Source organism: Aeromonas sp. ASNIH1 (assembly GCF_002934285.1).
In the GTDB taxonomy this organism is placed as follows: domain Bacteria; phylum Pseudomonadota; class Gammaproteobacteria; order Enterobacterales; family Aeromonadaceae; genus Aeromonas; species Aeromonas caviae.
Genome location: NZ_CP026228.1, coordinates 3,224,733 through 3,247,672, shown reverse-complemented (window position 1 = coordinate 3,247,672; position 22,940 = coordinate 3,224,733). Strand labels below are relative to the sequence as shown.

Genomic DNA, 22,940 nt, shown 5'->3' with positions numbered 1-22,940 from the left:
TGGGGAGGGGTTCCCGAGCGGCCAAAGGGATCAGACTGTAAATCTGACGGCTCTGCCTTCGAAGGTTCGAATCCTTCTCCCTCCACCATTCAAGTGCGCACAATCAGGTCATGCCCCGTGGAGGGGTTCCCGAGCGGCCAAAGGGATCAGACTGTAAATCTGACGGCTCTGCCTTCGAAGGTTCGAATCCTTCTCCCTCCACCATCTTTCAGAAAGCCCGGCCTTGTGCCGGGTTTTCGCTTTTCTGCCTTCCACAAATCCCCTTCTTCTCTACAAAAAAACGGGAGGCCAGGCCTCCCGTCAATATATGCACGCTCTCACCCCGAACCTGCCTACGACAGCAGTCATCGGCAGGTCAGGCAGAGGGGGATAAGCGTCCCCCCAGGCATCTGTGTTGTCATCCGCCCCCCTTACAGGGTGAAGCGATAGAAGATATCCACCGCCTGGGCCACCCCGCTCATGGCCTGCAGATAGAGCCTTGGCATCAGCTCGTAGCGCAGCTTGAATTCGGCGATGGGGCTGAACACCCCGACCCCGTACTGGAACTGCAAACCGGGCAGCAGGTAGGCCGACAGGGTCACCTGGGTGTCATCGCCACTGCCTGCAGTATCGAGGGCCACGTCGCTCATGCCGAGGGACTCCCCGATGCTGGAGACCACGCCGCTCGCCTGGCTCACGGCCCCCGCCACCAGCAGGCCGTTGAAGCCGCCATCCTCGCCGCTGGTCTGCAATCCCTTGCCCCGCAACAGATAGGAGAGCTGTTCGGACTGCGCCATCTGCGGCTCGGAATAGACGGTGATCTTCGGCTTGGCGGCTGGCCCCGTCACCCGCACCCCGACGGTCACGTTGTCCTCGATGGTGTCCGGATCCCGATAGGTCTCGATGTTGAGATAGGGCTGATCAATGGGGCCGGAGAAGAGGATCCGCCCCTCCTTGATGATGAGGTTCTGGCCATAGGCCTTGAAGCGCCCGTCCCTGAGCTCCAGTTGCCCGTTGCCCGAGAGCGGCTTGGAGGGATCCTGGCGAATGTTGAGGGCCCCTCCCACCTTGGTCTTGAGTCCCATGGCTTCGAGGCGGACGTCGTCCCCGAGCCGGATGGCGAGCCTGATCTCCATGGGCAGCGGTGCCGCCTTGGGGACCGGCGGCAGATCGTCGTAGATGACGGTGACATCATCGGAGACCGCTACCGCGCTGTCTGGCAGGCTCTTGACCAGGATGCGCGACCAGGGGATGTCCACCTGCCCGGTCACCCTGGTCTCCTCCCCGAGAGAGATGGCGATGTCAGGTGTCACCCTGACCCGACCCATGCCCGGGTACTGGGCTTCCAGCTCCTTGCCCTGAATGGTGAGGCTGCCGGTCACCGGCTGCTGGGCCCAGCTCAGCCAGCCCCCCAGCACCAGGGGGCCCTTGCCCACCATCATGGAGCCGTCGAGTTCGGCCCGGTTGCCTTCTATCTTGAGGCGGGTCACCAGCTTGGAGAGGGTCACCATGTCGGAGTGGGTCTGAACCTCCCCCTCCTTCAGGTTCAGCTCGCCATACAGCAGGGGGGCAGCCAGGGTACCGTCGAAGCGGGCATCCGCCGAGATGACCCCTTGCAGGGAGCGCACTTCGGGAATGAGGGGCGCAAAGGTCGCCAGCTTCAGATCGTCAAACCTGAGTTGACCGCCGAGGTTGCCGCGGCCGGCGGGATCCCGGATCAGCAGATCGGTGTCGATGTTGCCTATCTGCTCGGAGGCGAAATCGACCCGGATGGCGGCCTGCTGGCGCTCGAAGTCGATCCCGAGCTTGAGGCGCTGGTAGTCGGTCTTGAGTTCGTCAGCGACAAAGGTCCCAGGCGTGGTGCGCACGGTGGCGTGCAGGGTCGGCTGGTTGCCGCGCCAGCTGGCGCGCCCGTCGGCCGACAGCACCGCCTGCCAGCGGAAATTGTTCGGCAACCAGGGGCGCAGCCGCTTGAGATCAAATTCGTTCAGGGCAAATTCCAGATTGCCCTGGGACTGGGCTATCCGGCTCCCCTTGACGCAGAGACTGGCCTTCTGGGACGCGAGGCAGAGATCCCCCATGGTCAGCTGCTGTTTCGGCAGATCCAGGTCAAGAGACCAGGGGGCGGCCAGCGCCCAGCGCTTGAGGGGGGTCTTGAGCTTCAGCTCGGCAAGGGCGCCACGCCAGTGGTCACCGCGCAGGCTGCCATTCAGGCTGAGGTCTGCCGCCAGGGGATCCCCCTTCATGGTCAAGGTGAGCCCGTGGCGCTCGAGATCGCCGCTCAGGTTCAGGGCGATATGCGAGAGCTTGGTCTCCCCCTGCGCCAGGCTCGCCACCGTCACCGCCACCTCACCGGCGGGCTTCTCCCCGACCAGGGCGTTGGCCTTGATGACGGTCTCCTTGAGGACGGTGCCCGCGTAGGCGAGTCGGCCCGACACCAGATCGGCATTCACGCGCGGCGCCTGCTGGTTGCCGGTGACGCGCACCTGGCCCTTGATGTCCCCTCCCAGACCCGGGTAGATACCCCCAAGCTTGGGCGCATCCAGATCCGCATCCAGCTTCCAGGCCTGGGTCGTGAGCGAGCCTTTGGCCTGCAGCCGGTTGGGGCCGCTTTGCAGCGCCAGGGCCGGGATGGTCCACTCCATCTTGTCGTTGCCGCTGAGCCTGCCCTGCAAGGCCAGGGGATACTGGTTGAGCTTGCCATCCACCTTGAGCTCGGGCAGGGCCAGCTGCCAGTGGCCCGCCTCATCCAGATCGAAGCGACTGGTGATCTTGCCCGCCAGTACCCCCTTGATCTCGGGCACCAGCTCCGCCGGGTTGATCCCCTTGAATTCGGTCGTCCCCTGCCACTGGACCCCCTTGCTCCAGGCCAGCTTGCCGTCGACCTTGAGCTCCCCCTTGAGGGCCCCCAGCAGCAGCTCGATGCGGCTCAGCTGGTTGAGATCCCCCTTGCCCGAGAGCGCCACCTTGAAGGGGGGCACATCGGTCCCCTTGCCGGCGGTGTTGAGCGCAAACTGGTAACCGGAGAGCTTGCCCTTGGCGCTCAGGGTGCCCTTGTCCAGCCGATAGCTGGGCTCATCCTTGGCGGGCTTGTGCAGGGGCCAGGAGAGGCTCTTCCAGTCCAGCGCCAGATCGAAGGGCAGATCCGGGTCGAGGGCCGCGAGGGATCCTTTGAGATTGGCGCCCACCGGCCCCTTGGCCTTGAGTGCCAGCCCAAGCTTGCCCACAGAACCGTCCAGGACGAGATTGACCTGCTCCCCCTTGAGCTCCCCGTCCAGCAGCCCTTGACGCGCCTTGGCATCCAGGGTCAGGGCGAGGGGGTAATCCTCGTGCAGGCGCACCTGACCACGCAAGGCCAGATCTGCCATGGCATGGCGCAGGGAGAGCTCCCGGATGTCGATGCGCTCCTCCTCGGCGGTGGCCGACAGCAACAGGTTGTCTAGCCCCTCCACCAGCTCACCTTGCTGATAACGGAACGTCGTGGCTTTCAGCCCCTCCAGCTGGATGGGGAAAGGCAGTCGCACCGCCGGCAGCACCATGGACTCGGGCTTGTTTGCGGCCTGCGTCTTGTCACCGGGGGCAGCCTTGCCCTCGCCGACCGCCAGGGTGGCGCTTTTCTCATCCGCCGGTTTGGCGCCCTTGTCACTGGCCGCCTCCACCGGGGAGGGTGCCAGCACCACGTTCAGGCCATCGAGCACGGGGCCGCGCACGATGAGCCCGGCGCGATCCAGGGCGGCGCCAATGTCCAGATCCTTGAGGGTGATCGTCACGCCGGGCACCGCCACATCGAGATCGGCAACCTTGAGGCTGTCGACCTGGATTTTGAGCGGCAACGGATGCCAGACGAAGGGCTCCGACGGCTCTTCCGGCACCGGCTCGGACTCCGCCACCCGGACCACGGGGCGAGTCACCGCCAGAGACTTGATCCAGAGCTTGCCCTGCAGGAGCTTGCCCAGATCCCAGTCCAGCACGGCCCGCTCCACGGTGACATCCACCAGCTCGTCCTGCCAGCCAACCCCTTCGAAGGTCCAGCCATAACCGAGTTGCCCCGCCACCAGCTCCCCCTTGAGGGAGGGCAGCGCGGCTCTGGCCTGTTGCCACAACCACTTGTTGCCCTGATGGGTGAAGCCCAGCAGGCTGACGCCGATGAGCAGCAGGAAGAAGAGGCCCATGAGCCATAAGAAAATGCGTTTTACCCAGATCACGATGCAGACCCCTGCAAGGAAAGCAGCCGCAGCGGCCAGAAAAGAGAAAGAAGAGGATGTGCGCCTGGTTGCCGGGTCATAGTTCCGGCCCCAGTGCGAAGTGCAGCCGCAGCGGCTTGTCCTCCTCGGAGATGCCCACCGCCAGATCGAGCCTGACCTGACCGATGGGGGTGACCCAGCGCACCCCGACCCCGGTGCCTATCTTCCAGGCCTCGCTGTAGTCGACGGTGGCGGTCCCGGCGTCCACGAACAGGGCGCCGAGCCACTTCTCGCTGAAGCGGTAGTTGTACTCCAGGCTGCCGACGCTGGCGTAACGTCCGCCGGTCAGCTTGCCATCGTCCCCCCGTGGCGAAATGGTCTCGTAACCGTAGCCCCGGACCGTCTGATCGCCGCCGGTGAAGAAGCGCAGGGAGGGGGGGACCAGGGAGAAATCATCCCCGACGATGGCCCCCTGTTCGGCCCGCATCAGGAAACGGTGATCTTCGCCCAGGGTGCGCAGCCACTTGCTACGCCCCCACACCCGCATGAAGCTGATGTCGGACCCCCAATAGGGACTCGAGAACTCCATCGTCAGTTGCTGGCGATCCCCCCAATCCGGCACCAGACCGCCGCGCACCCGCAGCCGTGACCAGGAGACGCCGGGGATCAGCAGCAGGCTGTTCCCCTCGTCCTGACCCTGGACGTAGCGCTCGTTCTCCAGGCGCACAAAGACGTCTCTGTCCCAGCTCTCCGGTCGGCGTGTCCAGCGGTGCACCCCGAAGGTGGCCAGATCGGAGCGGGTGTCGTTGTTGTCGGTGTATTGATAGCCCGCCTGCAGGGAGTAGTAATCCCGTAGCGGGTTGCCCACCGGGATCTGGTAGTCGAAGCTGAGCTCCGCTTCCGGCGCCGAGATCTTGGCGGTGCTGGAGAGGCGGTGACCATAGCGGTTCACCCAGGGTTTCTCCCAGGTGGCACTCAGGCGCGGCCCCACGTCCGTGGCATAACCGATACCGGTCTCAATCTCGTGATCGACCCGGTTGGAGAGGGTCACCTGCACCGGCACCCGGTTGCCCTCGGCCTGGCTGATCAGGGGTTTGATGTCCACCTGCTTGAACAGCTTGGTGGAAGAGACATCCTGGGACATCTCCGCCAGACGGATCGCCAGATAGGGGTCGCCACTCTTGATGTTGATGAGCGGGCGAATAAGGTGCAGTGCCTCCGGCGTCGCGTCATAGCGGATCTCGCCGAAATGGTAGCGCGGGCCGGAGCGAAACAGGATGTAGATCTCCGCCTTGCCCTGTTCCGGGAAAACCTTGACCTGGCTCTTGCTGATCTTGGCGTCAAAATAGCCGCGGGCCAGCCCCAGACTGCCGAGATCCGCCTTGATGGATTCATATTTGCCGTGGTTGAGGGGATCTCCCTCCTTGAGGGGCAGCTTGTCCAGCAGCTCGCTGTACACCTCGTCGCTCCCCGCATCCCCTTCCAGCAGGATGTCGAGGCGCGAGATGATCACGGGTTCCCCCCGCTCAATCTCGATCACCACCTTGGCGGGCGCCTTCTTGTCGCGGTTCAGGGTGATCTTGGGCTGGTAGTAGCCATAGACCTGCAGCGCCTTCTGTACGCTCTCGGTGATCTTGGCGCGGGCGGGGCGGTACTGGCGTTCCTGGTAGACGGGCAGGGCGTTGAGGTAGGCCTCGACGTTGTCTTTCTGCTCTCCCCTGACCCCCTTGATCTGGTAGGTCAACTTGGCCGCCATGGCGGGCATCGCCATCAGCCAGAGAGCGAGGGCGAGCAGCAAGAGACCGGGCCCGGGGCGACGGGATCGCCCGGATGAAGTGCTCCCGGTGAGAAAAGTAGGATAGCATCCTGTCAAACGTCAGTTTCCCCGAATAACATGATTTAAAGATTGTGTTATTTAGTACGATACCGAGACTCATCCCGGGCGAGTGCCGCTCATCCTAGCATAATCGCGACGGCGAAATCCCACGCTCGGGGCCCCTTTGCGTGCCGCTCTGCCACCCCCGGTGCGGGGATCGCTTCGGCCCTGCAAGGAGCCAGCCGTGTGTAAGGAGCCAAACTGCGCACAATCCGGGCAAGGGGCGAACAAAACGCCACCACCGACCCCGCCACGCCGGATCTCCCCTGGCGGCCTTGGGCTGGCAGCAGGGTCCGGCTCGTCGCGACAACCCTTGTCGGACACCCCGCATCCGGCGGGTTTCGTCAACCCGTCCCCCTCGACTTGCTCCGTGCCCTCTTCCCCACCCTGCCTGCTATTGAACAGGAAAATAATTTTAAATCAATCACTTGAATAGATGTCACTAAAGCTTCGTTCAATTCAATCGATTTATCCCGCTGCCCCTGCGCTCCTGCCTGTCCCACACTGATCTCAATCATCGCAGGAGAGACCCCATGCACCTACGTAGCGAACAACTGGCTGACTACATCGCCGACCGACTCGAGTTCATCACCTTCCTGGCCTGCTGCAGCGCCCTGCTGGCCCTGCTGACCGGCATGAACGGCCAGCAGGCCCTCGCCTTCACCGCGCTCAATCTGCCCTTTGGCCTGGCCCTGCTGCTGGGCATGGCCCTGCTCGCCCCCCTGTCTGCCCACTGGCGCCTGCCCGGCATAGTCCTGCTGCTGGTGAGCGCAGCCCTGGCCACCCTGCAGATGGGAGGCAACTGGCTCAACCCCCTGGCCATCTGGAGCCTCTATGCCCTGCTGGGGCTGGAGATCCTCTGGCAATCCCGGGCCAGGGTCCCCCTGGCCGCCGGCCCCCGGAGCCGGGTCTCGCGCCCGAGGGGCTGACGCGGAGGCGCAATTGCAGTAATCTTGCGCCCCCTTTCCCCTCGCCGAGGAGCATTCCGATGAAAAAAGCCTGTGCCCAGCACATCCTGGTCAAGACCGAGAAACAGTGTCTGGAGATCAAGGAGAAGCTCGCCAAGGGCGCCGATTTCAGCCAGATGGCCAAGCGTTTCTCCACCTGCCCTTCCGGCAAGCGTGGCGGCGATCTGGGAGAGTTCTCCAAGGGGGACATGGTCAAGTCCTTCGACGATGCCGTGTTCAAGGGGGAGCTGCTGACCGTGCTGGGGCCGGTGCGCACCAAGTTCGGCTTCCACCTCATCAAGGTGCTCTATCGCAACTGATCCAGGGCGACGAGGCCATCGGTTCTCTGAGCCGCACGCCCGGGATTGATGATCATTTACTAACGTTATCAGGCAATTAAGTTTATCCTTCTGGGCATAGTTCCATCCTGACCCGTGGATCCCTCATATGCACAGCTCTTTGTGGTGCCCGCTGCTGACCTGGCTATTGCCCCTTTGCGGGGCCCTTGGCAGCCGCGCCCATCTCTGGCCCTGGTGGCTCGGCTTCATCCTCTGTCTCGCCAGCGCCCTCCTCAGCCTCGTGCTGCTGCTGCGCCTGCCCTGGCGTTATCGCCGCACCACCAACCTCTGGCCGGATATCTGGGGCATAACTCCCCTGCTGTTGCCCCTGCTGTTTCTCGTCCAGGCGCTGCGCTCCCCCCTCACCAACGACGTCAGCACGGATCCCTACCATCCGCCACGGCTCCAGTGGGCCGAGCTGCTCAGAAGCCCGGAGGATCTCCCGATCTCCCCCCCGCCCCTGCAACTATTTCCAGGCAACCCCGGTCCTCTCTATACCCGGGCATCCCCGGTCGAAGTGCTCGCGGAAGCCGAGGAACTGATGACGGAGCTGGGCTGGCAGGTTCATCCGGGCAGCGAGGGTATCGATGCCGTCGTCACCACCGGCTGGTTCGGGTTTCAGGATGACGTGGCCCTGCGGGTCTTTATCGGGCCCAAAGAGACCCGTATCGACATGCGCTCCGCCTCGCGCCAGGGGCGCAGCGATCTGGGGGTCAACCGGGCACGGATCATCGATTTCCTGAATCGGTTGAACGAGCGTCTGGGCGGGGCCTACAAGCCCAAGATGGAGAAGCTCAAAGAGGAACAAGATGCGCATTGAGGTCAAACCGGACCGGGCCTACGCCTGGTTCATCCATCCCTTCTTCTGGCTGCAGAAACGCAACTACGGTCAGGTGCTGATCCCGGGCAAGTGCTGGGGGCGCTCCCCCAGGCTGTTCGCCGCGGTCGCCACCCTCTACGGCGTCATCAACCGCAAGCGCTCCCCCATCGACCCCGTGCTGCGCTCTCTGGTGACGGTGCGGGTCTCCCAGCTCAACTGGTGTCGTTTCTGTGTCGACATCAACGCCATGACCCTCGTCAAGCGGGCAGGCTCCAGCGACAAGGTGGAGGCGCTAGCCCGGTGGCGCGACAGCCCCTTGTTCGACGAGCGGGAACGGGCCGTGCTGGACTATGCCGAGGCCATGACCGGGCTGGATGGCGTGAGCGACGAGCAGGCCGCCCGCCTCAAGCCCTGGTTCGATGACGACGCCCTGGTGGAGCTCACCGGCCTCATCGCCTTCCAGAACATGTCCGCCAAGTTCAATGCCGCTCTCGACATCGCTCCCCAGGGGTTCTGCCAGTTGCCGGTGCAACCCGAGCGCCCCCTCGACAAGGGACAGGGATGAACCGGGCACGCCTGCTGCTGTTGCTGGCGATGGGGGCCCTGGTCGGCACCTTCTTTGCCCTCGACCTTGACCACTATCTGAGCCTCACCCAGTTGCAGGCACACCAGGCGCGCCTGACCCTTTGGGTCGACCGCCATGTTGTCGCAGCCAGCCTGCTGTTTCTGGTGATCTATGTGCTCACCACCGCCCTCTCCCTGCCGGGGGCGGCCCTGCTCACCCTGGCGGGCAGCGCCGTCTTCGGCATCCTGTGGGGGCTCTTGCTGGTCTCCTTTGCCAGCTCCCTCGGCGCCACCCTGGCCTTTCTCAGTGCCCGCTTCCTGCTGCGGGACTGGGTCGAGACGCGCTTTGGCGACAAGCTGGCGAGCGTTCAGGCCGGCATGCAAAAGGAGGGGGACTTCTATTTGCTGAGCCTGCGCCTCATCCCCCTCTTCCCCTTCTTTCTGGTCAACCTGGTGATGGGGCTCACCCCCATCAGAGTCAGCACCTACTACTGGGTCAGCCAGCTCGGCATGCTGCCGGGCACCCTCGTCTACGTGCTGGCGGGGAGCGAGCTGGCTACCCTCACCGGCACAGGCAACCTCTTCTCCCCCGGCCTGCTGGCCGCCCTGACCCTGCTCGGCCTGATGCCCTGGCTGATGCGTGCCTTTCAGCGCCGTCTCGCCCTCTACCGGTTGCACGCCCCCTACCGCAAGCCGGCGCGCTTTGACTACAACCTGCTGGTGATAGGCGCCGGCGCCGGAGGCCTGGTCACCAGCTACATCGCCGCCGCGGTGAAAGCCAGAGTGGCCCTCATCGAGCAGCACAGGATGGGGGGGGATTGCCTCCATACCGGCTGCGTCCCCTCCAAGGCGCTGATCCGAAGCGCCCGCTTCGCCTTTGAACAGCGCAAGGCCACAGAGCTTGGTTTTACCCCGAGCCAGAGCCGCGCCGACTTCGCCGCCGTGATGGCGCGGGTCGCCCGGGTCATCGAGGAGGTAGAACCCCACGACTCGGTGGCGCGCTATGAAGGACTCGGGGTGGAGTGCATCCAGGGGCGGGCGCGAGTCACCTCCCCCTGGGAGGTGGAGGTCAACGGCAAGCGCCTGACCAGCCGTCATATTGTGATCGCCACCGGCGCCCGCCCCCGGGTGCCCGCACTGCCGGGGCTGGACAGGGTTCCCTACCTCACCTCCGACACCCTCTGGCAGCGACTGCGCGAGCCCCCCCGCCATCTGCTGGTGCTGGGAGGAGGCCCCATCGGCTGCGAGCTGGCCCAGAGCCTGGCCCTGCTCGGTATCCCCGTCACCCTGGTGGAGCAAGGCCCTCAGCTGCTGCCCCGGGAAGATAGGGACGTCGCCGGGGCCCTGGCCGCACAGCTGGAGCACGACGGCGTCACCCTGCACCTCGGCTGGCAGGCTACCTCGGCCGGGTATATGGACGGTAAAGGCGCCAACCTGCCCATCCGGCTGTACCTGCGCCGGGGGGACGAGACGCTGGTGGTTGAGGGGGACCAGCTGCTGCTGGCCCTTGGCCGGGAGGCCAACGTGAGCGGTTTCGGGCTGGAGGCGCTGGGGGTTGAACTGGCCCCCGGCGGCACCCTGGCCATCGACGGCTTCCTCGCCACCAACTACCCCAGCATCCTGGCGGTGGGGGACGTTGCCGGCCCCTACCAGTTCACCCATTTTGCCGCCCATCAGGCCTGGTATGCCGCCATCAACGCCCTCTTTGGCCAGTTCAGGCGCTTTCGGGCAGACTACAGGGTCATGCCGGCGGCCACCTATACCAGTCCGGAGATAGCCAGGGTCGGCCTCAACCAGAGAGAGGCTCGGGCCCGAGGCATCCCCTTCGAGTCGACCCGCTTCGAGATGGCCGAGCTGGACAGAGCCATCGCCGATGGCGAGTCCGGGGGCTTTGTCGAGGTGCTGACGGTGCCGGGCCGTGACAGGATACTCGGGGCCACCATAGTGGGTGCTCACGCCGGCGAGCGGATCGCCGAGTTTGCCCTCGCCATGCGCCACCGCCTGGGACTTGGCAAGATCCTCGCCACCGTTCACCCCTACCCCACCCTGATGGAGGGGAACAAGTACGTGGCTGGCGCCTGGCGCCGTGCCCGCCAGCCCGGGCGCCTGCTGGCGCTGCTGGCCCGTTATCACCGCTGGCGCCGCGGCGCCTGACTCTGACGAGGCAACCATCATGTTCACGACCCGACTTCGCGCCCTGCTCCGTCCCCTGATGGCCGCCGTCCCCCTGCTGCTGGCCTCCCCGCTCCACGCAAATGACGCATCGTGGCAGCAGACCCTGCTGGCCGCCAGGGGACAGACCGTCTACTTCAACGCCTGGGGGGGCAGCCCCGAGATCAACGCCTACCTGGTGTGGGCCAGGCAGGAGATCGCTCGCCAGTACCAGGTCGAGCTGGTGCAGGTGAAGGTGGATGACATCGCCCAGAGCGTGAGCCAGTTGCTGGCCGGCAAGCAGGCTGGCAAGACGTCGAACGGCCCCATCGACCTGCTCTGGGTCAACGGCGAGAACTTCAAGGCGCTCAAGGAGCAGGGGCTGCTGGGGGCCCCCTTTACCGACGAGCTGCCCAACATGGCCCTGGTGGACACCGCCCTGCCGGTGAGTGAAGACTTCACCGTGCCGGTCGAGGGGCGGGAGGCCCCCTGGGGCATAGGCCAGCTCAATCTGATGGTAGATGGCGACCAGGTAGACGTTCCTCCCACCTCGGCGGCCGCCCTGCTGGCCTGGACCAAGGCTCACCCCGGCCGCTTCACCTACCCCAAGCCTCCCCAGTTTCACGGCTCTAGCTTTCTCAAGCAGATCCTACTGGAGCTGACACCAGATCCGGCGCCCCTCTATCGGGAGGCGACCGATGCCGACTTCCTTCGCATCACCGCCCCGCTCTGGGCCTGGCTCGACCAGCTTCACCCCGCGCTCTGGCGAAAGGGCAGGCTCTTCCCTACCGGCGCCGCCGAGACCAGACAGTTGCTCGATGACGGCGAGCTGGCCATGGCCATCAGCTTCAACCCGGGGGAAGCCCAGAGTTCGGTGCAAAACGGCACCCTGCCCCCCACCGTCCAGGCCATCGCCATGGAAAAAGGGGCGCTCACCAACAGCCATTTCCTCGCCATTCCCTTCAATGCCTCCGCCCGGGCCGGGGCCAAGGTGGTGGTCAACTTCCTGCTGAGCCCCGCCGCCCAGGCGCGCAAGAGTGACCCCGCCTTCTGGGGGGATCCCAGCGTGCTGCGCCAGGAGGCGCTGCCAGGCCAGACCCGTCCGGCATTGCGCTTCAAGGGGGTGGCAGAGCCCCACCCCAGCTGGCAGACGCGGCTGGAAGCGGCCTGGGCCGAGCGCTACGGCCACTGATCCATCATGCAGGCGCGCGCCCCTCTTCTCCTCCTGCTGCCCTTTTTGATGCTGGGAGCCTTGCTACTGGGGATCCCGCTCGCCGGGGGCCTGCTGTGGCTGGTCATCGAGGGGCTCTCCCCCGCCAATCTATCCCTCTTGCTCCCCCAGCCCGGACTCTGGCACTCCGCAGGGTTGAGCCTCTGGGTGACGGGCGCCTCCACCCTGGGGGCTCTCGGCGCCACCGCCTTGCTGCTCGCCCAGGGGGACGGGCGTCCCTGGATGCGCTGGCTGCGCCGCCTGCTCTCCCCCCTGCTGGCGCTTCCCCACGTCGCCTTTGCCATCGGCATCGCCTTTCTGATCGCTCCCTCTGGCTGGCTGCTGCGCCTCGTCGCCCCCCTGCTTGACCTCACCCATCAACCCCCGGACTGGCAAACCCTCAAGGATCCCTGGGGGCTTGGCCTCATCGTGGTGCTCATCCTCAAGGAGACCCCCTTCCTGCTGCTGATGGCGCTGGCGGCACTGGATCCCGCCAAGGTGGCGCGCCAGCAGTGGCTGGGGGCCAGCCTCGGCTTCAGCGCCCCCCGGATCTGGTGGCGCCTGCTGCTACCCTCCCTCTGGCCCGCCCTGCGACTGCCCCTCTACGCGGTGGCCGCCTATGGTCTGGCGGTGGTGGATCTCGCCCTGCTGCTGGGGCCGGATGCCCCGCCGCCCCTGGCGGTGCGACTCTGGCTCTGGTATCAGGATGCCGACCCCGCCTGGCGCGGCGCCAGTGCCAGCGGCGCCCTCTTGCTGCTCGCCCTCAACCTGCTGCTGCTTGGCGCCCTCAGGCTGCTGGAGCGGGCCCACCTCACCCTCGGCAAGGCACGCTGGCTGGATGGGCGACGCGCCCCCGCCTCGCCCTGGCCCGAACTCATTGCCCGCATCGGCGTGTGGGGGCTGCTTCTGACCAATCTGCTGGTGCTCGCCGCCCTGCTGCTCTGGTCCCTGACCCGGCGCTGGTCTTTTCCCGCCCTCTGGCCGAGCGAATGGAGCAGCCACCACTGGCTGGCTCTGCTGCCGAGCCTGGGCCCGCTGCTGTGGCAAAGTCTGTGGCTGGCCCTGCTCTGCGCCGCGCTCTCCCTGCTGCTGGCGGTGCTCTGCCTCGAGGCGTTGCCTGCGCGCCGCGCCACACGCACCCTCTGGCTTGTCTGCCTGCCTCTGCTGCTGCCCCAGGCCAGCCTGCTGTTTGGATTGCGCCTTCAGACCGACGGGCTGGGATTCACTGGCATAGGCCCTGGCTGGGTACTCTGGAGCCAGTTGATCTTCGTCTTTCCATACGTCTATCTCTGCCTGCACGGCCCCTATCGCCAGTTCGACGAGCGCCTCACCCGGGTGGCCCTCACGCTCGGGGCCAGCCCCTGGGGGGCCTGGTGGCGAGTCAAGGGTCCCCTGCTCGCCCGTCCCCTGTTGTTCGCCTTCGGTGTCGGGGCGGCGGTGAGCCTGGCCCAATACCTGCCGACCCTGCTGTTCGGCGGCGGGCGGGTCGTCACCATCACCACGGAGGCGGTGGCCATCGGCAGCGGCCTCAACCGGCGGCTGGCGGGGCTCTACGGCCTGCTGCAACTGCTGCTGCCCCTTTTCATCTATGCCCTGGCGCTCTGGCTGCCGCGGCGCATCAACCCCGCCCTGAGGCCCTGACCCGATGCTGCACACCTCCACACTCACCCTCTTCCTCGACGGTGCCCCCCTGCTGACGCTCCCCCCCCTCAGGGTGGCCCCGGGCGAGGTGCTCACCCTGATGGGACCGAGCGGCTGTGGCAAGAGCTCCCTGCTGGCGGCCCTGGCGGGAGTGCTGCCACCCGGGGGGCCCATCCGGCTGACCGGGGACATCCTGCTCGGCGCACATCGCCTCACCCCGCTGCCCCCCCAGGAGAGGGGCGTCGGCATCCTGTTTCAGGATGACCTGCTGTTTGCCCACCTGACGGTGGCCGAAAATCTGATGTTCGGCATGCCGGCGCATCTCAAGGGGATGGCGGCAAGGCAGACCCGGGCCCGCGAAGCGCTGGCCGAGGTCGGGCTGGAGGCTCAGGCGGACAAGCTGCCCGGGGCGCTCTCAGGTGGCCAGAAAGCCCGCGTCAGCCTACTGCGTGCCCTGCTGGCCGAGCCCAGGGCATTGCTGCTGGACGAACCCTTCTCCCGCCTCGACAAGCCGCTGCGGGCGGCATTCAGAACCCTGGTGTTCGAGCGCCTGCGCACGCAGGCCATCCCCGCCCTGCTGGTGACCCACGACGAAGAGGATGCGCCGGGCACCATCTTGCAACTGATCCCCCCAGCCATCCCAGAAGAGGAGCACCACCTTGTTTGATCGCCACCTGATCCCGGTTATCCGCCGCCCCCTCGCCGCGCTCGCCCGCCCCCTGTGCCGGGCCGGGGTGAGCGCCAACCAGGTGAGCCTCGCCGGCTTTCTCATCGGCATGCTGGCGCTGCCGCTGCTGGCCTTTGGCTGCTATCAGTGGGCGTTGGCGGCGATTCTGCTCAACCGGCTGCTGGACGGGCTGGATGGCGCCGTGGCGCGGGAAACGGGCATCACCGACTGCGGCGGGTTTCTCGACATCACGCTGGATTTCATCTTCTACGCCGCCGTGGTGCTGGGCTTTGCCCTCGCCGACCCGGCCAACTCCCTGGCCGCCGCCACCCTGCTGTTCGCCTTCATGGGCACGGGATCGAGCTTTCTGGCCTTTGCCATCATGGCCGGCAAACGGGGCATCGAGAGCCCCGTCTACCACCACAAATCCCTCTACTATCTGGGCGGGCTTACCGAGGGGAGCGAAACCATCGCCCTCTTCGTGCTCATGTGCCTCTGGCCCGCCGCCTTCGTGCCACTGGCCTACGGTTTCGCCCTGCTCTGTGCCATCACGACCCTGACCCGGATCTGGAGCGGCTACCACACCCTGCGCTGACGGGATCCCGGAGGGCGCGCCGGCACGGAGCACTTGCGCCTGCACGCCAATGTTTTACCATGACGGCACTCTTTTTCAGGCTCACGAGAACCCTATGCGTCGCCTTGTCTGTGTCCTCTCCCTGTTTCCCCTGATCTACGGCTGCAGCAGCACGCCGGCGCCCAAGCCCGTGGTCAAACCCCAACCCAACAGCGCCTTCATCAACCAGACGCCGCCGAGCAAACCCTTCTACGGGCAGGTGAGCCAGCCCGGGGTCAGCAAGGGGGACTTCGCCAATCGTTCCAACGTGGACAACTTCGTGCAGCGGATGGTGCAAAAGCACGGCTTCGACGGCGCCGAGCTGCACCGGGTACTGGCCCAGGCCGAGCGTTATGACTGGATCATCAAGCTGATGGACGCCCAGGCCCCCACCACCAGACCGCCCACCGGCCCGACCGGCGCCTGGAACCGCTACCGCGCCAAGTTCATCACCCCGGACAACGTACAGAACGGCGTCAACTTCTGGCGTGAATACGAGAGTGAACTCAACCGGGCGCAGCAGATCTACGGGGTGCCACCCGAGATCATCGTCGGCATCATCGGGGTGGAGACACGCTGGGGTCGGGTGATGGGCAAGACCCGCATTCTCGACGCCCTGGCGACCCTGGCATTTGACTACCCGCGCCGCGCCGACTTCTTCACCGGCGAGCTGGAAGCCTTCCTGGTGATGACCCGGGATGAGGGGATGGACCCCACCGAACCCAAGGGCTCCTATGCCGGGGCCATGGGCTACGGCCAGTTCATGCCGTCGAGTTTTCGCAACTACGCGGTGGACTTCAACGGCAACGGCCACACCAACCTGTGGGATCCGGTGGATGCCATCGGCAGCGTGGCCAACTACTTCAAGGCCCACGGCTGGGAGAAAGGGCAGCCGGTGGCAGTACGCGGCCAGGGACAGCTGCCGGGCTATGAGCACGGCTTCCAGACCCGCTACCCGGTGGCCACCCTGCGCGGTGCCGGGCTGGCTCCCACCGGCTCCCTTGGCAATCACAAGGAGGCGAGCCTGCTGCGTCTGGATGTCGGCACCGGTTACCAGTACTGGTACGGCTTGCCGAACTTCTACGCCATCACCCGCTACAACCACAGCACCCACTACGCCATGGCGGTATGGCAGCTTGGCCTTGCCGTCAGGGATGCCAGAGGCGGCTACTGAGCCAGCCTCAATGCCAACGAAAACGGGCCCGATGGGCCCGTTTTTTTTATTCGTTTTCCAGCAGCCAGCGTTTGAGCAGGGCGGCCAGCTGCTCCTGTTCGGCCAAGGTCAATGGGGCCAGCAGGCGGCGCTCGTTTGCCACGTGCTGTTCCACCGCATGGTCAACCAGCTCCCGCCCCGGCTCCGTCAGGCAGACCAGCAGGCTGCGCCTGTCATCGGGGGAGGCTTCACGTCTTATCAGGCCACGCTGCTCCAGCTTGTCGAGCCGGGCCGTCATGGCCCCTGAACTCAGCATGGCGGACTGGTAGAGCGCGGTCGGGGTCAGCGGCTCACCGGCCCGACGCAGGGTCGCCAGGATATCGAAATCGGACCCCAACAGACCGCACTCTTTGAGGGTCTCGCTCACTTCGCGCCCGGCGATCGCCGCCATGCGCGCCACCCGCCCCAGCACCCCCATGGGGGTGCAGTCGAGGTCCGGGCGCTGCCGGGCCCACTGGGCCAGCAGCTGATCTACATGATCACTCTCCATTCGGGCTCCATTATCTTTACATGAAGATACTTGATAATAAACCAACTCGCGGCTAATGTATCTTTACTTAAAGATACTTTGTTACGAGATAACCATGCCGCTGCTGATCGCCCTGCTCGCCCCCCTGCTCTGGGGCAGCACCTATGCCGTCGTCAGTCTCTACCTGACCGACTACTCCCCCTACTGGGTGGCCGTGTGGCGCGCCCTCCCCGCCGGGGTGCTGCTGCTGTTGCTCCATCCCCGCAGACCGCCTCTCGTCTGGAGCAGGCAGTTCCTGCTGGCGTTTTGCAACATCACCGCCTTCTTCGCCCTGCTGTTCGTGGCGGCGTTTCGCCTGCCCGGCGCCGTGGCGGGTACGTTGGGAGCGACGCTGCCCCTCATCCTGATGGGGCTGGCCTGGCTGCAAGACGGTGTCAGACCGACGATCAAGTGGCTGTTGCTGGGGGTGATGGGGCTCGTCGGGGTGCTCTTGTTGCTCAATCCCTCTGCCAATCTGGATCCCGTCGGCGTGGCGTGCGCCCTGCTCGCCACACTGCTCATCGGCCAGTCGAGCCGCTGGATGCAACGCTGGCCGGTGGACGATCTGCTGGCCCTGACCGCCTGGCAGCTGCTGCTGGGCGGCCTGATGCTGATCCCGCTGGCCTGGTGGCTGGCCGGCCCCATGCCCCTGCCCCGGGCTGATGCCACTCCCGGGCTTATCTGGCTGGTGATCCTCAACACGGCCCTGGCCTACTGGGCCTGGCTCTGGGGACTCAAACGCCATGGCCCCGAGGTGATGGGCATGCTGGCCCTCACCAACCCCATGGTGGCGGTCTCCGGCGGTGTGCTGCTGGTGGGCGAGACACTGGACGGCCGGCAGTGGCTCGGCATCGCGGTGATCCTGCTCTCCCTCTTCCTGATGAAGCTGCCGGCCCGCCCCTTCCTCAAGAGCTGGCAGAACCGCAAGGCCGCCACCGGCGGCGTCGACAACGGCTGATCCGCAGTCAACCCGACATAAAAAAAGAGGAGCCACCAGGGCTCCTCTTTCACTTGGGTTGATGCCAGAAGGGTCAGACGCCGGCCTTGGCCAGGGCAGCGGAGACAATCTGCTGGGCTTCCTGCTGGATGAGGTCCAGGTGTGCCTCCCCCTTGAAGCTTTCCATGTAGATCTTGTAGATGGACTCGGTGCCGGAGGGGCGCGCCGCGAACCAGCCATGCTCGGTCACGACCTTGAGACCGCCGATGGCGGCGTCGTTGCCGGGGGCCTTGGTCAGCTTGGCGGTGATGGGGTCACCCGCCAGCATGGAAGCCTCCACCAGCGCCGGATCCAGCTTGGAGAGCACCGCTTTCTGGGCACTGTTGGCCGGGGCGTCGATGCGACGGTAGCTGGAGCGGCCGAACTTGGCTTCCAGGGCGTCGTAATGGGCCTGGGGATCCTTGCCGGTGACGGCCAGGATCTCGGCGGCCAGCAGCGCCAGGATGAAACCATCCTTGTCGGTGGTCCAGACGGTGCCGTCCTTGCGCAGGAAGGAAGCGCCCGCGCTCTCCTCGCCGCCAAAGCCGAACTCGCCGCTGTAGAGACCATCCACGAACCACTTGAAGCCGACCGGCACCTCTTTCAGGGTGCGGCCAATCTCGCCGGCGACCCGGTCGATCATGGAAGAGGAGACCAGCGTCTTGCCGACGGCCGCCTCCTTCGCCCAACCGGTTCTATGGGTGAACAGATACTGGATCGCCACCGCCAGGTAGTGGTTCGGGTTCATCAGCCCAGCCTGGGTGACGATGCCGTGACGGTCGTAGTCCGGATCGTTGCCAAGGGCGATGTCGAACTTGTCCTTGAGGGCGATCAGACCCGCCATGGCGAACGGACTGGAGCAGTCCATCCGGATCTTGCCATCCTTGTCCAGAGTCATGAAGGAGAAGGTGGGATCCACCTTGTAGTTCACCACCTCGATGTCGAGATCGTAACGCTTGGCGATGACGTCCCAGTAGGCGACGCCGGAGCCGCCGAGCGGGTCCACCCCGATCTTGATGCCTGCTTTCTTGATGGCGGCCAGGTCCAGCACGTTCTCCAGATCATCCACATAGGGGGTGACATAGTCGTGTTCCACCACGAACGCGCTCGCCAGGGCCTCGGCGAACGGCATGCGCTTCACGCCGGCCAGGTTCGCTTCCAGAATCGCGTTGGCGCGGTCTTCCACCCACTTGGTGATCTCCCCTTCCGCGGGGCCGCCGTGGGGCGGGTTGTACTTGAAGCCACCGTCTTCCGGCGGGTTGTGGGACGGGGTGATCACCACGCCGTCCGCCAGGGCCGCCGGTTTGCCTGCATTGTGGCGCAGGATGGCGTGAGAGATGACCGGAGTCGGTGTGAAGCCGAGGCCGGCCTGGATGCGGGTCTCGACACCGTTGGCCGCCAGCACTTCCACCGCGCTGGCAAAAGCGGACTCGGACAGAGCATGGGTATCCATGCCCACAAACAGCGGCCCCGTGATACCGGCCTGCTGGCGGTACTCCACCAGCGCCTGGGTCACCGCCAGAATGTGGGATTCGGTGAAGGCGCTGTGCAGGGCGCTGCCGCGGTGACCGGAGGTGCCGAAGGCGACCCGCTGCTCAGGGCGGCTCATGTCCGGCTTGTTGAGGTAGTAGGCGCTGACCAGACGGGGAATGTTGGTCAGATCGCAAAGACGAGCCGGCTGACCGGCGTGGGAATGCTGTGCCATGGCGTTTTCCTTGAGCTGAGCCTTGCCCGGCAAGGCCTGAAGTCGTTGATGGGTTAAACGGCGCCGCACACCCGAGCCGTCAGATCCTCGTCATAACCCATGCTGTTCATGAGCTGGGCCACCATGTTCTGCTTGCGGCTGGTATTGGTATTGGTGATCACCCAGAACGGGGTCTCCGGTACCGGCTTGGGCTTGGTGGTGCTGCCACTGGCACGCAGCGCTTCCGGGTCACGGGAGAAGTAGACGCGCTTGCGCCCTTTTATCTCGGTCGCCTGGGTGAAGCCTTCCGGGTTGTCCCGATAGAGGGTGCTCAATACCAGCATGAAGCGGTTGATGGACTTCTCTTCTTTCTGCAGCTCGCCGGAATCCAGCAGTGCCTCCAGCCCCATGGCATCGGCCACGGGTTGCGGTTGCATCGCAGGCGCGGCCGCCACGGTTGCCGTGCCGGCCTGGGCGGGTTGCTCCAGCAGGCGACGCAGGATATCGGACGCACTCTCGCCGATGTGCCGGGTCTGGCTCGCGATAAAGAAGTAGAGATCGTCATCAAGCTCGATGGTTTTCATAGGGATGCGCTGGACTCGTCGAAATTCGGATGCGGCGATTATACATAGGCAGACCCGGCAGCCCAAGCAAGGGGCGGACAGATGTGCATGAATCTCCTTGAGAATACGGCATAATGACGGGCCAAGTGTGTGATCCCCCGCACTGATAGCCGATCCCGGGGAGATATTTTTGAAAAAAAACCACAAAAAAATCCCCCACCAGGAATGAAATCCTTTTCTTTCAGTGTGTTAAAAATTATGGCGATAGAGCCCACGACCGATAAGGTGTCATTTTGCAACAATACCCACGATTGAACTTCAAGGATCAGGGCGAAGGCCCGACTGTCGTGCTGATCCATGGCCTCTTTGGCAGCCTGGACAACCTCGGCCTGCTGGCACGCCCCCTCAGCGAACAATACCGGGTCATCAGCGTCGATCTGCGCAATCACGGCGCCTCCTTTCACTCGGACGAGATGAGCTACCCGGCCCAGGCGGAGGACATCCTGGCCTTGCTGGACCATCTTGGACTTGAACAGGTGGCCCTGGTGGGTCACTCCATGGGGGGCAAGGTCGCCATGCAGGTCGCCAAGCAGGCCCCTCACAGGGTCAGCAAGCTGGTAGTGGCGGACATCGCCCCGGTGGCCTATCCCCACGCCCGCCACAAGAACGTGTTTGCCGGGCTCAATGCCACGCTGGCCACGCCCCCCCAGAGCCGCAGCGAGGCGGAAGCCATGCTGGCCGAGCACATCGAGATCGCCGGGGTGCGCCAGTTCCTGCTCAAATCCTTCGCCAAAGGGGAGTCTGGATGGGGGTGGCGTTTCAACGTGCCGGCCCTTGAGCGCAACTACGCCAACATCATGGGCTGGCCCGACGATGAACGCCGCTTCGAAGGCGCGACACTCTTCATCAAGGGGGGAGACTCTGACTATATGCTGCCCGAATACACCGGGGCCGCGATGGCTCAGTTCCCGGCCGCCAAGGCCCGCGTCATCGCCGGCACGGATCACTGGCTGCACGCGGAAAAGCCGGTTTTGTTCAACAAACTGGTTGTGGATTTCCTGTCGACAGGCGGTTAACAGTTTCAAATCCTTTGTGATATAGTGCGCCCGTCTTAAGGAGTGCGCGCAATCCATGCTGAGTGAACACATCGATCTCATCGAGAGTCTGGGCCTGAAACTGTTCTTCGTGGCCATCTTCCTGCTGATTGGTCTGGCCATTCAGGACGTGCTCAAACGGGGCAATGTGCCCCGCTTCGGCCGCTTCATCGTCTGGCTGGTGCTGTTTCTGGGTTGCGCGGGTTTTGTCGCCAAGGGGCTGATCGAAATGGGCTGGGAAGGCTCAGGGATCGGCTAACTACTTTTCATCTGTGATGTATGGCCAAACAGCAAACTGATCGAACAACACTGGATCTGTTCGCAACTGAGAAGCGCCCCGGCAGGCCAAAGACCAATCCACTCCCCCGCGAGACCCAGCTCAAGATCAACAAGCGCAACCAGCTCAAGCGCGATCGTGAGAACGGGCTGAAACGGGTCGAGTTAAAGGTGGAAGCCGAGTTGCTGGAGCGCCTGAACCAACTTGCGCTGCAACAGAACGTCAGCCGAGCCGAGCTGATCCAATCTATCCTGAAGCAACAGATCGAGTCTGCTCATGCAGCAGGCATCGCAATCTGAACCGTCAAGCATCAACACCAGATACGGGTAACGAAACACTATGGCTAGTGTAGGTCTGTTTTTCGGCAGTGATACCGGTAATACCGAAGCTGTCGCCAAGATGATCCAGAAAGAACTGGGCAAACAACTGATTGAAGTCCGTGACATTGCCAAGAGCAGCAAGGCCGACATAGACAGCTTCGATCTGCTGATGTTCGGCATCCCGACTTGGTACTACGGCGAAGCCCAGGCCGATTGGGACGACTTCTTCCCCGAACTCGAAGAGATCGACTTCAACAACAAGCTGGTGGCCATCTTCGGATGCGGCGATCAGGAAGACTATGCCGAGTACTTCCTCGACGCCATGGGTACCCTGCGTGACATCGTCGAAGCCAAGGGCGCCATCATCATCGGCCACTGGCCGACCGCGAGCTACGAGTTCGAAGCCTCCAAGGCGCTCGTGGATGACAAGCACTTCGTGGGCCTGGGCATCGACGAAGATCGCCAACCCGAGCTGACTGCAGAGCGCGTCAAGGGCTGGTGCAAACAGCTGCACGAAGAGATGTGCCTGGGCGAGCTGGAGTGATCTGATCTCCCTCCCTCTTCATGCAACAAGGGCCCCGACGGGGCCCTTGTTGCATCTGCAGCAGGCATTCAGCCCCCCCTGTGCTGGGGCTTGGATCTGACATAGAGGGTGCGCTTCACCTGGGCCACCAGCTCGCCCTGGCCATCCTGCACCTGCACCTCGAACTCGGGAAAGTGCTTCTCTCCCCCCTCGGTCGCCGCCACGATCGATGCCAGCTTGGCGTCGCTCAGGGTGAACTCCGCCACCAGTTTGCCCTTGCCCGGCTTGATGAAATTGATGCTGCCCGCCTTGTCCCACACGTAGTAGCGGTTCTTGAAATAGCCCATCAGCATCAACGGGTAGATGGGATCCGTCATGGCGAACATGCTGCCACCGAACTGGGTCCGGTTGGCATTCTTGTTCCACCAGCGGGACTTGAGAGTGACCCGGCAGAAGCGAAAATCGGGGCTCAGGGTTTCTATCTTGATGCCTGCACCCCAGAAGGGGGGCCAGGCGTTGAGGGCGCAGCGCACCCAGGCGGCATTGCCGAAAAGCCAATCCATGGATCTCATCCGACCAGACTATAAAGAAGTCACATAGTATCAACATTCTCTGGTCGAGCAAGCGGGCCTGAATATTCCCATGACGGGCTTGATGAGCTAAAGCCCTTGAATTGCTGGGTTTATTTTTAACTTGGCTACGACCTATAATGACAGGCCAAGCGAGTTCGTGGTTGCCATTACAGCGGCAGTCAATCAGAATAACCACACCTTCGAGAATGCGAATAAATAG

The 22,940-nt window shown here is 64.4% G+C and carries 21 protein-coding genes and 2 tRNA genes; 17 read left to right on the top strand and 6 right to left on the bottom strand.

Translation table 11 applies throughout. The annotated features are described in order from the left end of the window. Positions 1–3 precede the first annotated feature (3 nt). Both C2U37_RS16030 and C2U37_RS16025 read left to right on the top strand, forming a co-directional pair. Positions 4–88, top strand: a tRNA-Tyr gene (locus C2U37_RS16030). Between the two features lie 31 nt (positions 89–119). Further along, positions 120–204, top strand: a tRNA-Tyr gene (locus C2U37_RS16025). Between the two features lie 206 nt (positions 205–410). Here C2U37_RS16025 and tamB read toward each other — a convergent pair. After that, positions 411–4,184, bottom strand: coding sequence for an autotransporter assembly complex protein TamB (tamB, locus tag C2U37_RS16020; RefSeq protein WP_104452690.1), 3,774 nt, complete (start codon positions 4,182–4,184; stop codon positions 411–413). Between the two features lie 76 nt (positions 4,185–4,260). Continuing rightward, positions 4,261–6,036: an autotransporter assembly complex protein TamA gene (gene tamA, locus C2U37_RS16015; RefSeq protein ID WP_104452689.1), complete on the bottom strand. Its 1,776-nt coding sequence runs from the start codon at positions 6,034–6,036 to the stop codon at positions 4,261–4,263. A gap of 536 nt (positions 6,037–6,572) precedes the next feature. Between tamA and C2U37_RS16010 the strand changes: the two genes are divergently transcribed. The 10 genes from C2U37_RS16010 (at position 6,573) to mltB (ending at position 16,164) form a co-directional block, all read left to right on the top strand. Beyond that, the gene (locus C2U37_RS16010; RefSeq protein ID WP_043154193.1) at positions 6,573–6,968 is read left to right on the top strand and encodes a hypothetical protein; all 396 of its coding nucleotides are present in this window, start codon (positions 6,573–6,575) and stop codon (positions 6,966–6,968) included. 59 nt (positions 6,969–7,027) lie between these two features. Then, positions 7,028–7,306, top strand: coding sequence for a peptidylprolyl isomerase (locus C2U37_RS16005; protein ID WP_039039827.1), 279 nt, complete (start codon positions 7,028–7,030; stop codon positions 7,304–7,306). Between the two features lie 127 nt (positions 7,307–7,433). Then, positions 7,434–8,144, top strand: coding sequence for a DUF1499 domain-containing protein (locus C2U37_RS16000; protein WP_104452688.1), 711 nt, complete (start codon positions 7,434–7,436; stop codon positions 8,142–8,144). Next, positions 8,134–8,709 carry a carboxymuconolactone decarboxylase family protein gene (locus tag C2U37_RS15995; RefSeq protein ID WP_104452687.1) on the top strand — a complete coding sequence of 192 codons (576 nt, stop codon included), beginning with the start codon at positions 8,134–8,136 and terminating at the stop codon, positions 8,707–8,709. The genes C2U37_RS16000 and C2U37_RS15995 overlap by 11 nt, the downstream gene beginning before the upstream one ends. Beyond that, a complete protein-coding gene (locus tag C2U37_RS15990; protein ID WP_104452686.1) occupies positions 8,706–10,862 on the top strand; it encodes an FAD-dependent oxidoreductase in 2,157 nt (718 codons plus the stop codon). The genes C2U37_RS15995 and C2U37_RS15990 overlap by 4 nt, the downstream gene beginning before the upstream one ends. 19 nt (positions 10,863–10,881) lie before the next feature. Continuing rightward, the gene (locus tag C2U37_RS15985) at positions 10,882–12,051 is read left to right on the top strand and encodes an ABC transporter substrate-binding protein (protein WP_104453256.1); all 1,170 of its coding nucleotides are present in this window, start codon (positions 10,882–10,884) and stop codon (positions 12,049–12,051) included. A 6-nt stretch (positions 12,052–12,057) separates the two neighbouring features. Beyond that, positions 12,058–13,710 carry an ABC transporter permease gene (locus C2U37_RS15980; protein ID WP_104452685.1) on the top strand — a complete coding sequence of 551 codons (1,653 nt, stop codon included), beginning with the start codon at positions 12,058–12,060 and terminating at the stop codon, positions 13,708–13,710. 4 nt (positions 13,711–13,714) lie between these two features. Continuing rightward, positions 13,715–14,377: an ATP-binding cassette domain-containing protein gene (locus C2U37_RS15975; RefSeq protein WP_104452684.1), complete on the top strand. Its 663-nt coding sequence runs from the start codon at positions 13,715–13,717 to the stop codon at positions 14,375–14,377. Next, a complete protein-coding gene (locus tag C2U37_RS15970) occupies positions 14,370–14,972 on the top strand; it encodes a CDP-alcohol phosphatidyltransferase family protein (protein WP_104452683.1) in 603 nt (200 codons plus the stop codon). The genes C2U37_RS15975 and C2U37_RS15970 overlap by 8 nt, the downstream gene beginning before the upstream one ends. Positions 14,973–15,066: 94 nt before the next feature. Then, a complete protein-coding gene (gene mltB, locus C2U37_RS15965) occupies positions 15,067–16,164 on the top strand; it encodes a lytic murein transglycosylase B (RefSeq protein ID WP_045525304.1) in 1,098 nt (365 codons plus the stop codon). 46 nt (positions 16,165–16,210) lie between these two features. On the opposite strand, the gene C2U37_RS15960 is transcribed toward mltB, so the two are convergent. Further along, the gene (locus C2U37_RS15960) at positions 16,211–16,693 is read right to left on the bottom strand and encodes a MarR family winged helix-turn-helix transcriptional regulator (protein ID WP_104452682.1); all 483 of its coding nucleotides are present in this window, start codon (positions 16,691–16,693) and stop codon (positions 16,211–16,213) included. Positions 16,694–16,787: 94 nt separating this feature from the next. Here C2U37_RS15960 and C2U37_RS15955 point away from each other — a divergent pair, with 94 nt between their 5' ends. Next, positions 16,788–17,669, top strand: a complete 882-nt coding sequence (locus tag C2U37_RS15955; RefSeq protein ID WP_104452681.1) for a DMT family transporter — start codon at positions 16,788–16,790, stop codon at positions 17,667–17,669. Positions 17,670–17,742: 73 nt separating this feature from the next. Here C2U37_RS15955 and pgm read toward each other — a convergent pair whose 3' ends face one another. Then, the gene (pgm, locus tag C2U37_RS15950; RefSeq protein WP_104452680.1) at positions 17,743–19,392 is read right to left on the bottom strand and encodes a phosphoglucomutase (alpha-D-glucose-1,6-bisphosphate-dependent); all 1,650 of its coding nucleotides are present in this window, start codon (positions 19,390–19,392) and stop codon (positions 17,743–17,745) included. 53 nt (positions 19,393–19,445) lie between these two features. Then, positions 19,446–19,955: a replication initiation negative regulator SeqA gene (gene seqA / locus C2U37_RS15945; RefSeq protein WP_010674108.1), complete on the bottom strand. Its 510-nt coding sequence runs from the start codon at positions 19,953–19,955 to the stop codon at positions 19,446–19,448. Between the two features lie 290 nt (positions 19,956–20,245). Between seqA and C2U37_RS15940 the strand changes: the two genes are divergently transcribed. Genes C2U37_RS15940 through fldA form a run of 4 tightly spaced genes read left to right on the top strand, consistent with a single transcriptional unit; the run spans position 20,246 to position 22,169 of the window. Further along, positions 20,246–21,010, top strand: a complete 765-nt coding sequence (locus C2U37_RS15940) for an alpha/beta fold hydrolase (protein WP_104452679.1) — start codon at positions 20,246–20,248, stop codon at positions 21,008–21,010. 55 nt (positions 21,011–21,065) lie between these two features. Beyond that, on the top strand, positions 21,066–21,287 hold the full coding sequence (locus C2U37_RS15935) for a DUF2788 domain-containing protein (RefSeq protein ID WP_010674106.1): 222 nt from the start codon (positions 21,066–21,068) through the stop codon (positions 21,285–21,287). Positions 21,288–21,307: 20 nt separating this feature from the next. Continuing rightward, on the top strand, positions 21,308–21,604 hold the full coding sequence (ybfE, locus tag C2U37_RS15930; protein ID WP_005325670.1) for a LexA regulated protein: 297 nt from the start codon (positions 21,308–21,310) through the stop codon (positions 21,602–21,604). A gap of 40 nt (positions 21,605–21,644) precedes the next feature. Further along, a complete protein-coding gene (fldA, locus tag C2U37_RS15925) occupies positions 21,645–22,169 on the top strand; it encodes a flavodoxin FldA (protein WP_010674104.1) in 525 nt (174 codons plus the stop codon). A gap of 68 nt (positions 22,170–22,237) precedes the next feature. Here the strand turns inward: fldA and C2U37_RS15920 are convergent, their stop codons facing one another. Next, positions 22,238–22,711: a DUF4442 domain-containing protein gene (locus C2U37_RS15920; protein ID WP_010674103.1), complete on the bottom strand. Its 474-nt coding sequence runs from the start codon at positions 22,709–22,711 to the stop codon at positions 22,238–22,240. Positions 22,712–22,940 lie beyond the last annotated feature (229 nt).

Coding starts and splice junctions, on each gene's coding strand:
- mltB (WP_045525304.1), top strand. CDS start 15,067: ATGCGTCGCCTTGTCTGTGTCCTCTCCCTGTTTCCCCTGATCTACGGC.
- C2U37_RS15955 (WP_104452681.1), top strand. CDS start 16,788: ATGCCGCTGCTGATCGCCCTGCTCGCCCCCCTGCTCTGGGGCAGCACC.
- ybfE (WP_005325670.1), top strand. CDS start 21,308: ATGGCCAAACAGCAAACTGATCGAACAACACTGGATCTGTTCGCAACT.
- C2U37_RS15935 (WP_010674106.1), top strand. CDS start 21,066: ATGCTGAGTGAACACATCGATCTCATCGAGAGTCTGGGCCTGAAACTG.
- C2U37_RS15985 (WP_104453256.1), top strand. CDS start 10,882: ATGTTCACGACCCGACTTCGCGCCCTGCTCCGTCCCCTGATGGCCGCC.
- C2U37_RS15980 (WP_104452685.1), top strand. CDS start 12,058: ATGCAGGCGCGCGCCCCTCTTCTCCTCCTGCTGCCCTTTTTGATGCTG.
- C2U37_RS15995 (WP_104452687.1), top strand. CDS start 8,134: ATGCGCATTGAGGTCAAACCGGACCGGGCCTACGCCTGGTTCATCCAT.
- C2U37_RS15990 (WP_104452686.1), top strand. CDS start 8,706: ATGAACCGGGCACGCCTGCTGCTGTTGCTGGCGATGGGGGCCCTGGTC.
- C2U37_RS16005 (WP_039039827.1), top strand. CDS start 7,028: ATGAAAAAAGCCTGTGCCCAGCACATCCTGGTCAAGACCGAGAAACAG.
- C2U37_RS15975 (WP_104452684.1), top strand. CDS start 13,715: ATGCTGCACACCTCCACACTCACCCTCTTCCTCGACGGTGCCCCCCTG.
- pgm (WP_104452680.1), bottom strand. CDS start 19,392: ATGGCACAGCATTCCCACGCCGGTCAGCCGGCTCGTCTTTGCGATCTG.
- C2U37_RS16010 (WP_043154193.1), top strand. CDS start 6,573: ATGCACCTACGTAGCGAACAACTGGCTGACTACATCGCCGACCGACTC.
- C2U37_RS16000 (WP_104452688.1), top strand. CDS start 7,434: ATGCACAGCTCTTTGTGGTGCCCGCTGCTGACCTGGCTATTGCCCCTT.
- C2U37_RS15960 (WP_104452682.1), bottom strand. CDS start 16,693: ATGGAGAGTGATCATGTAGATCAGCTGCTGGCCCAGTGGGCCCGGCAG.
- fldA (WP_010674104.1), top strand. CDS start 21,645: ATGGCTAGTGTAGGTCTGTTTTTCGGCAGTGATACCGGTAATACCGAA.
- seqA (WP_010674108.1), bottom strand. CDS start 19,955: ATGAAAACCATCGAGCTTGATGACGATCTCTACTTCTTTATCGCGAGC.
- C2U37_RS15920 (WP_010674103.1), bottom strand. CDS start 22,711: ATGGATTGGCTTTTCGGCAATGCCGCCTGGGTGCGCTGCGCCCTCAAC.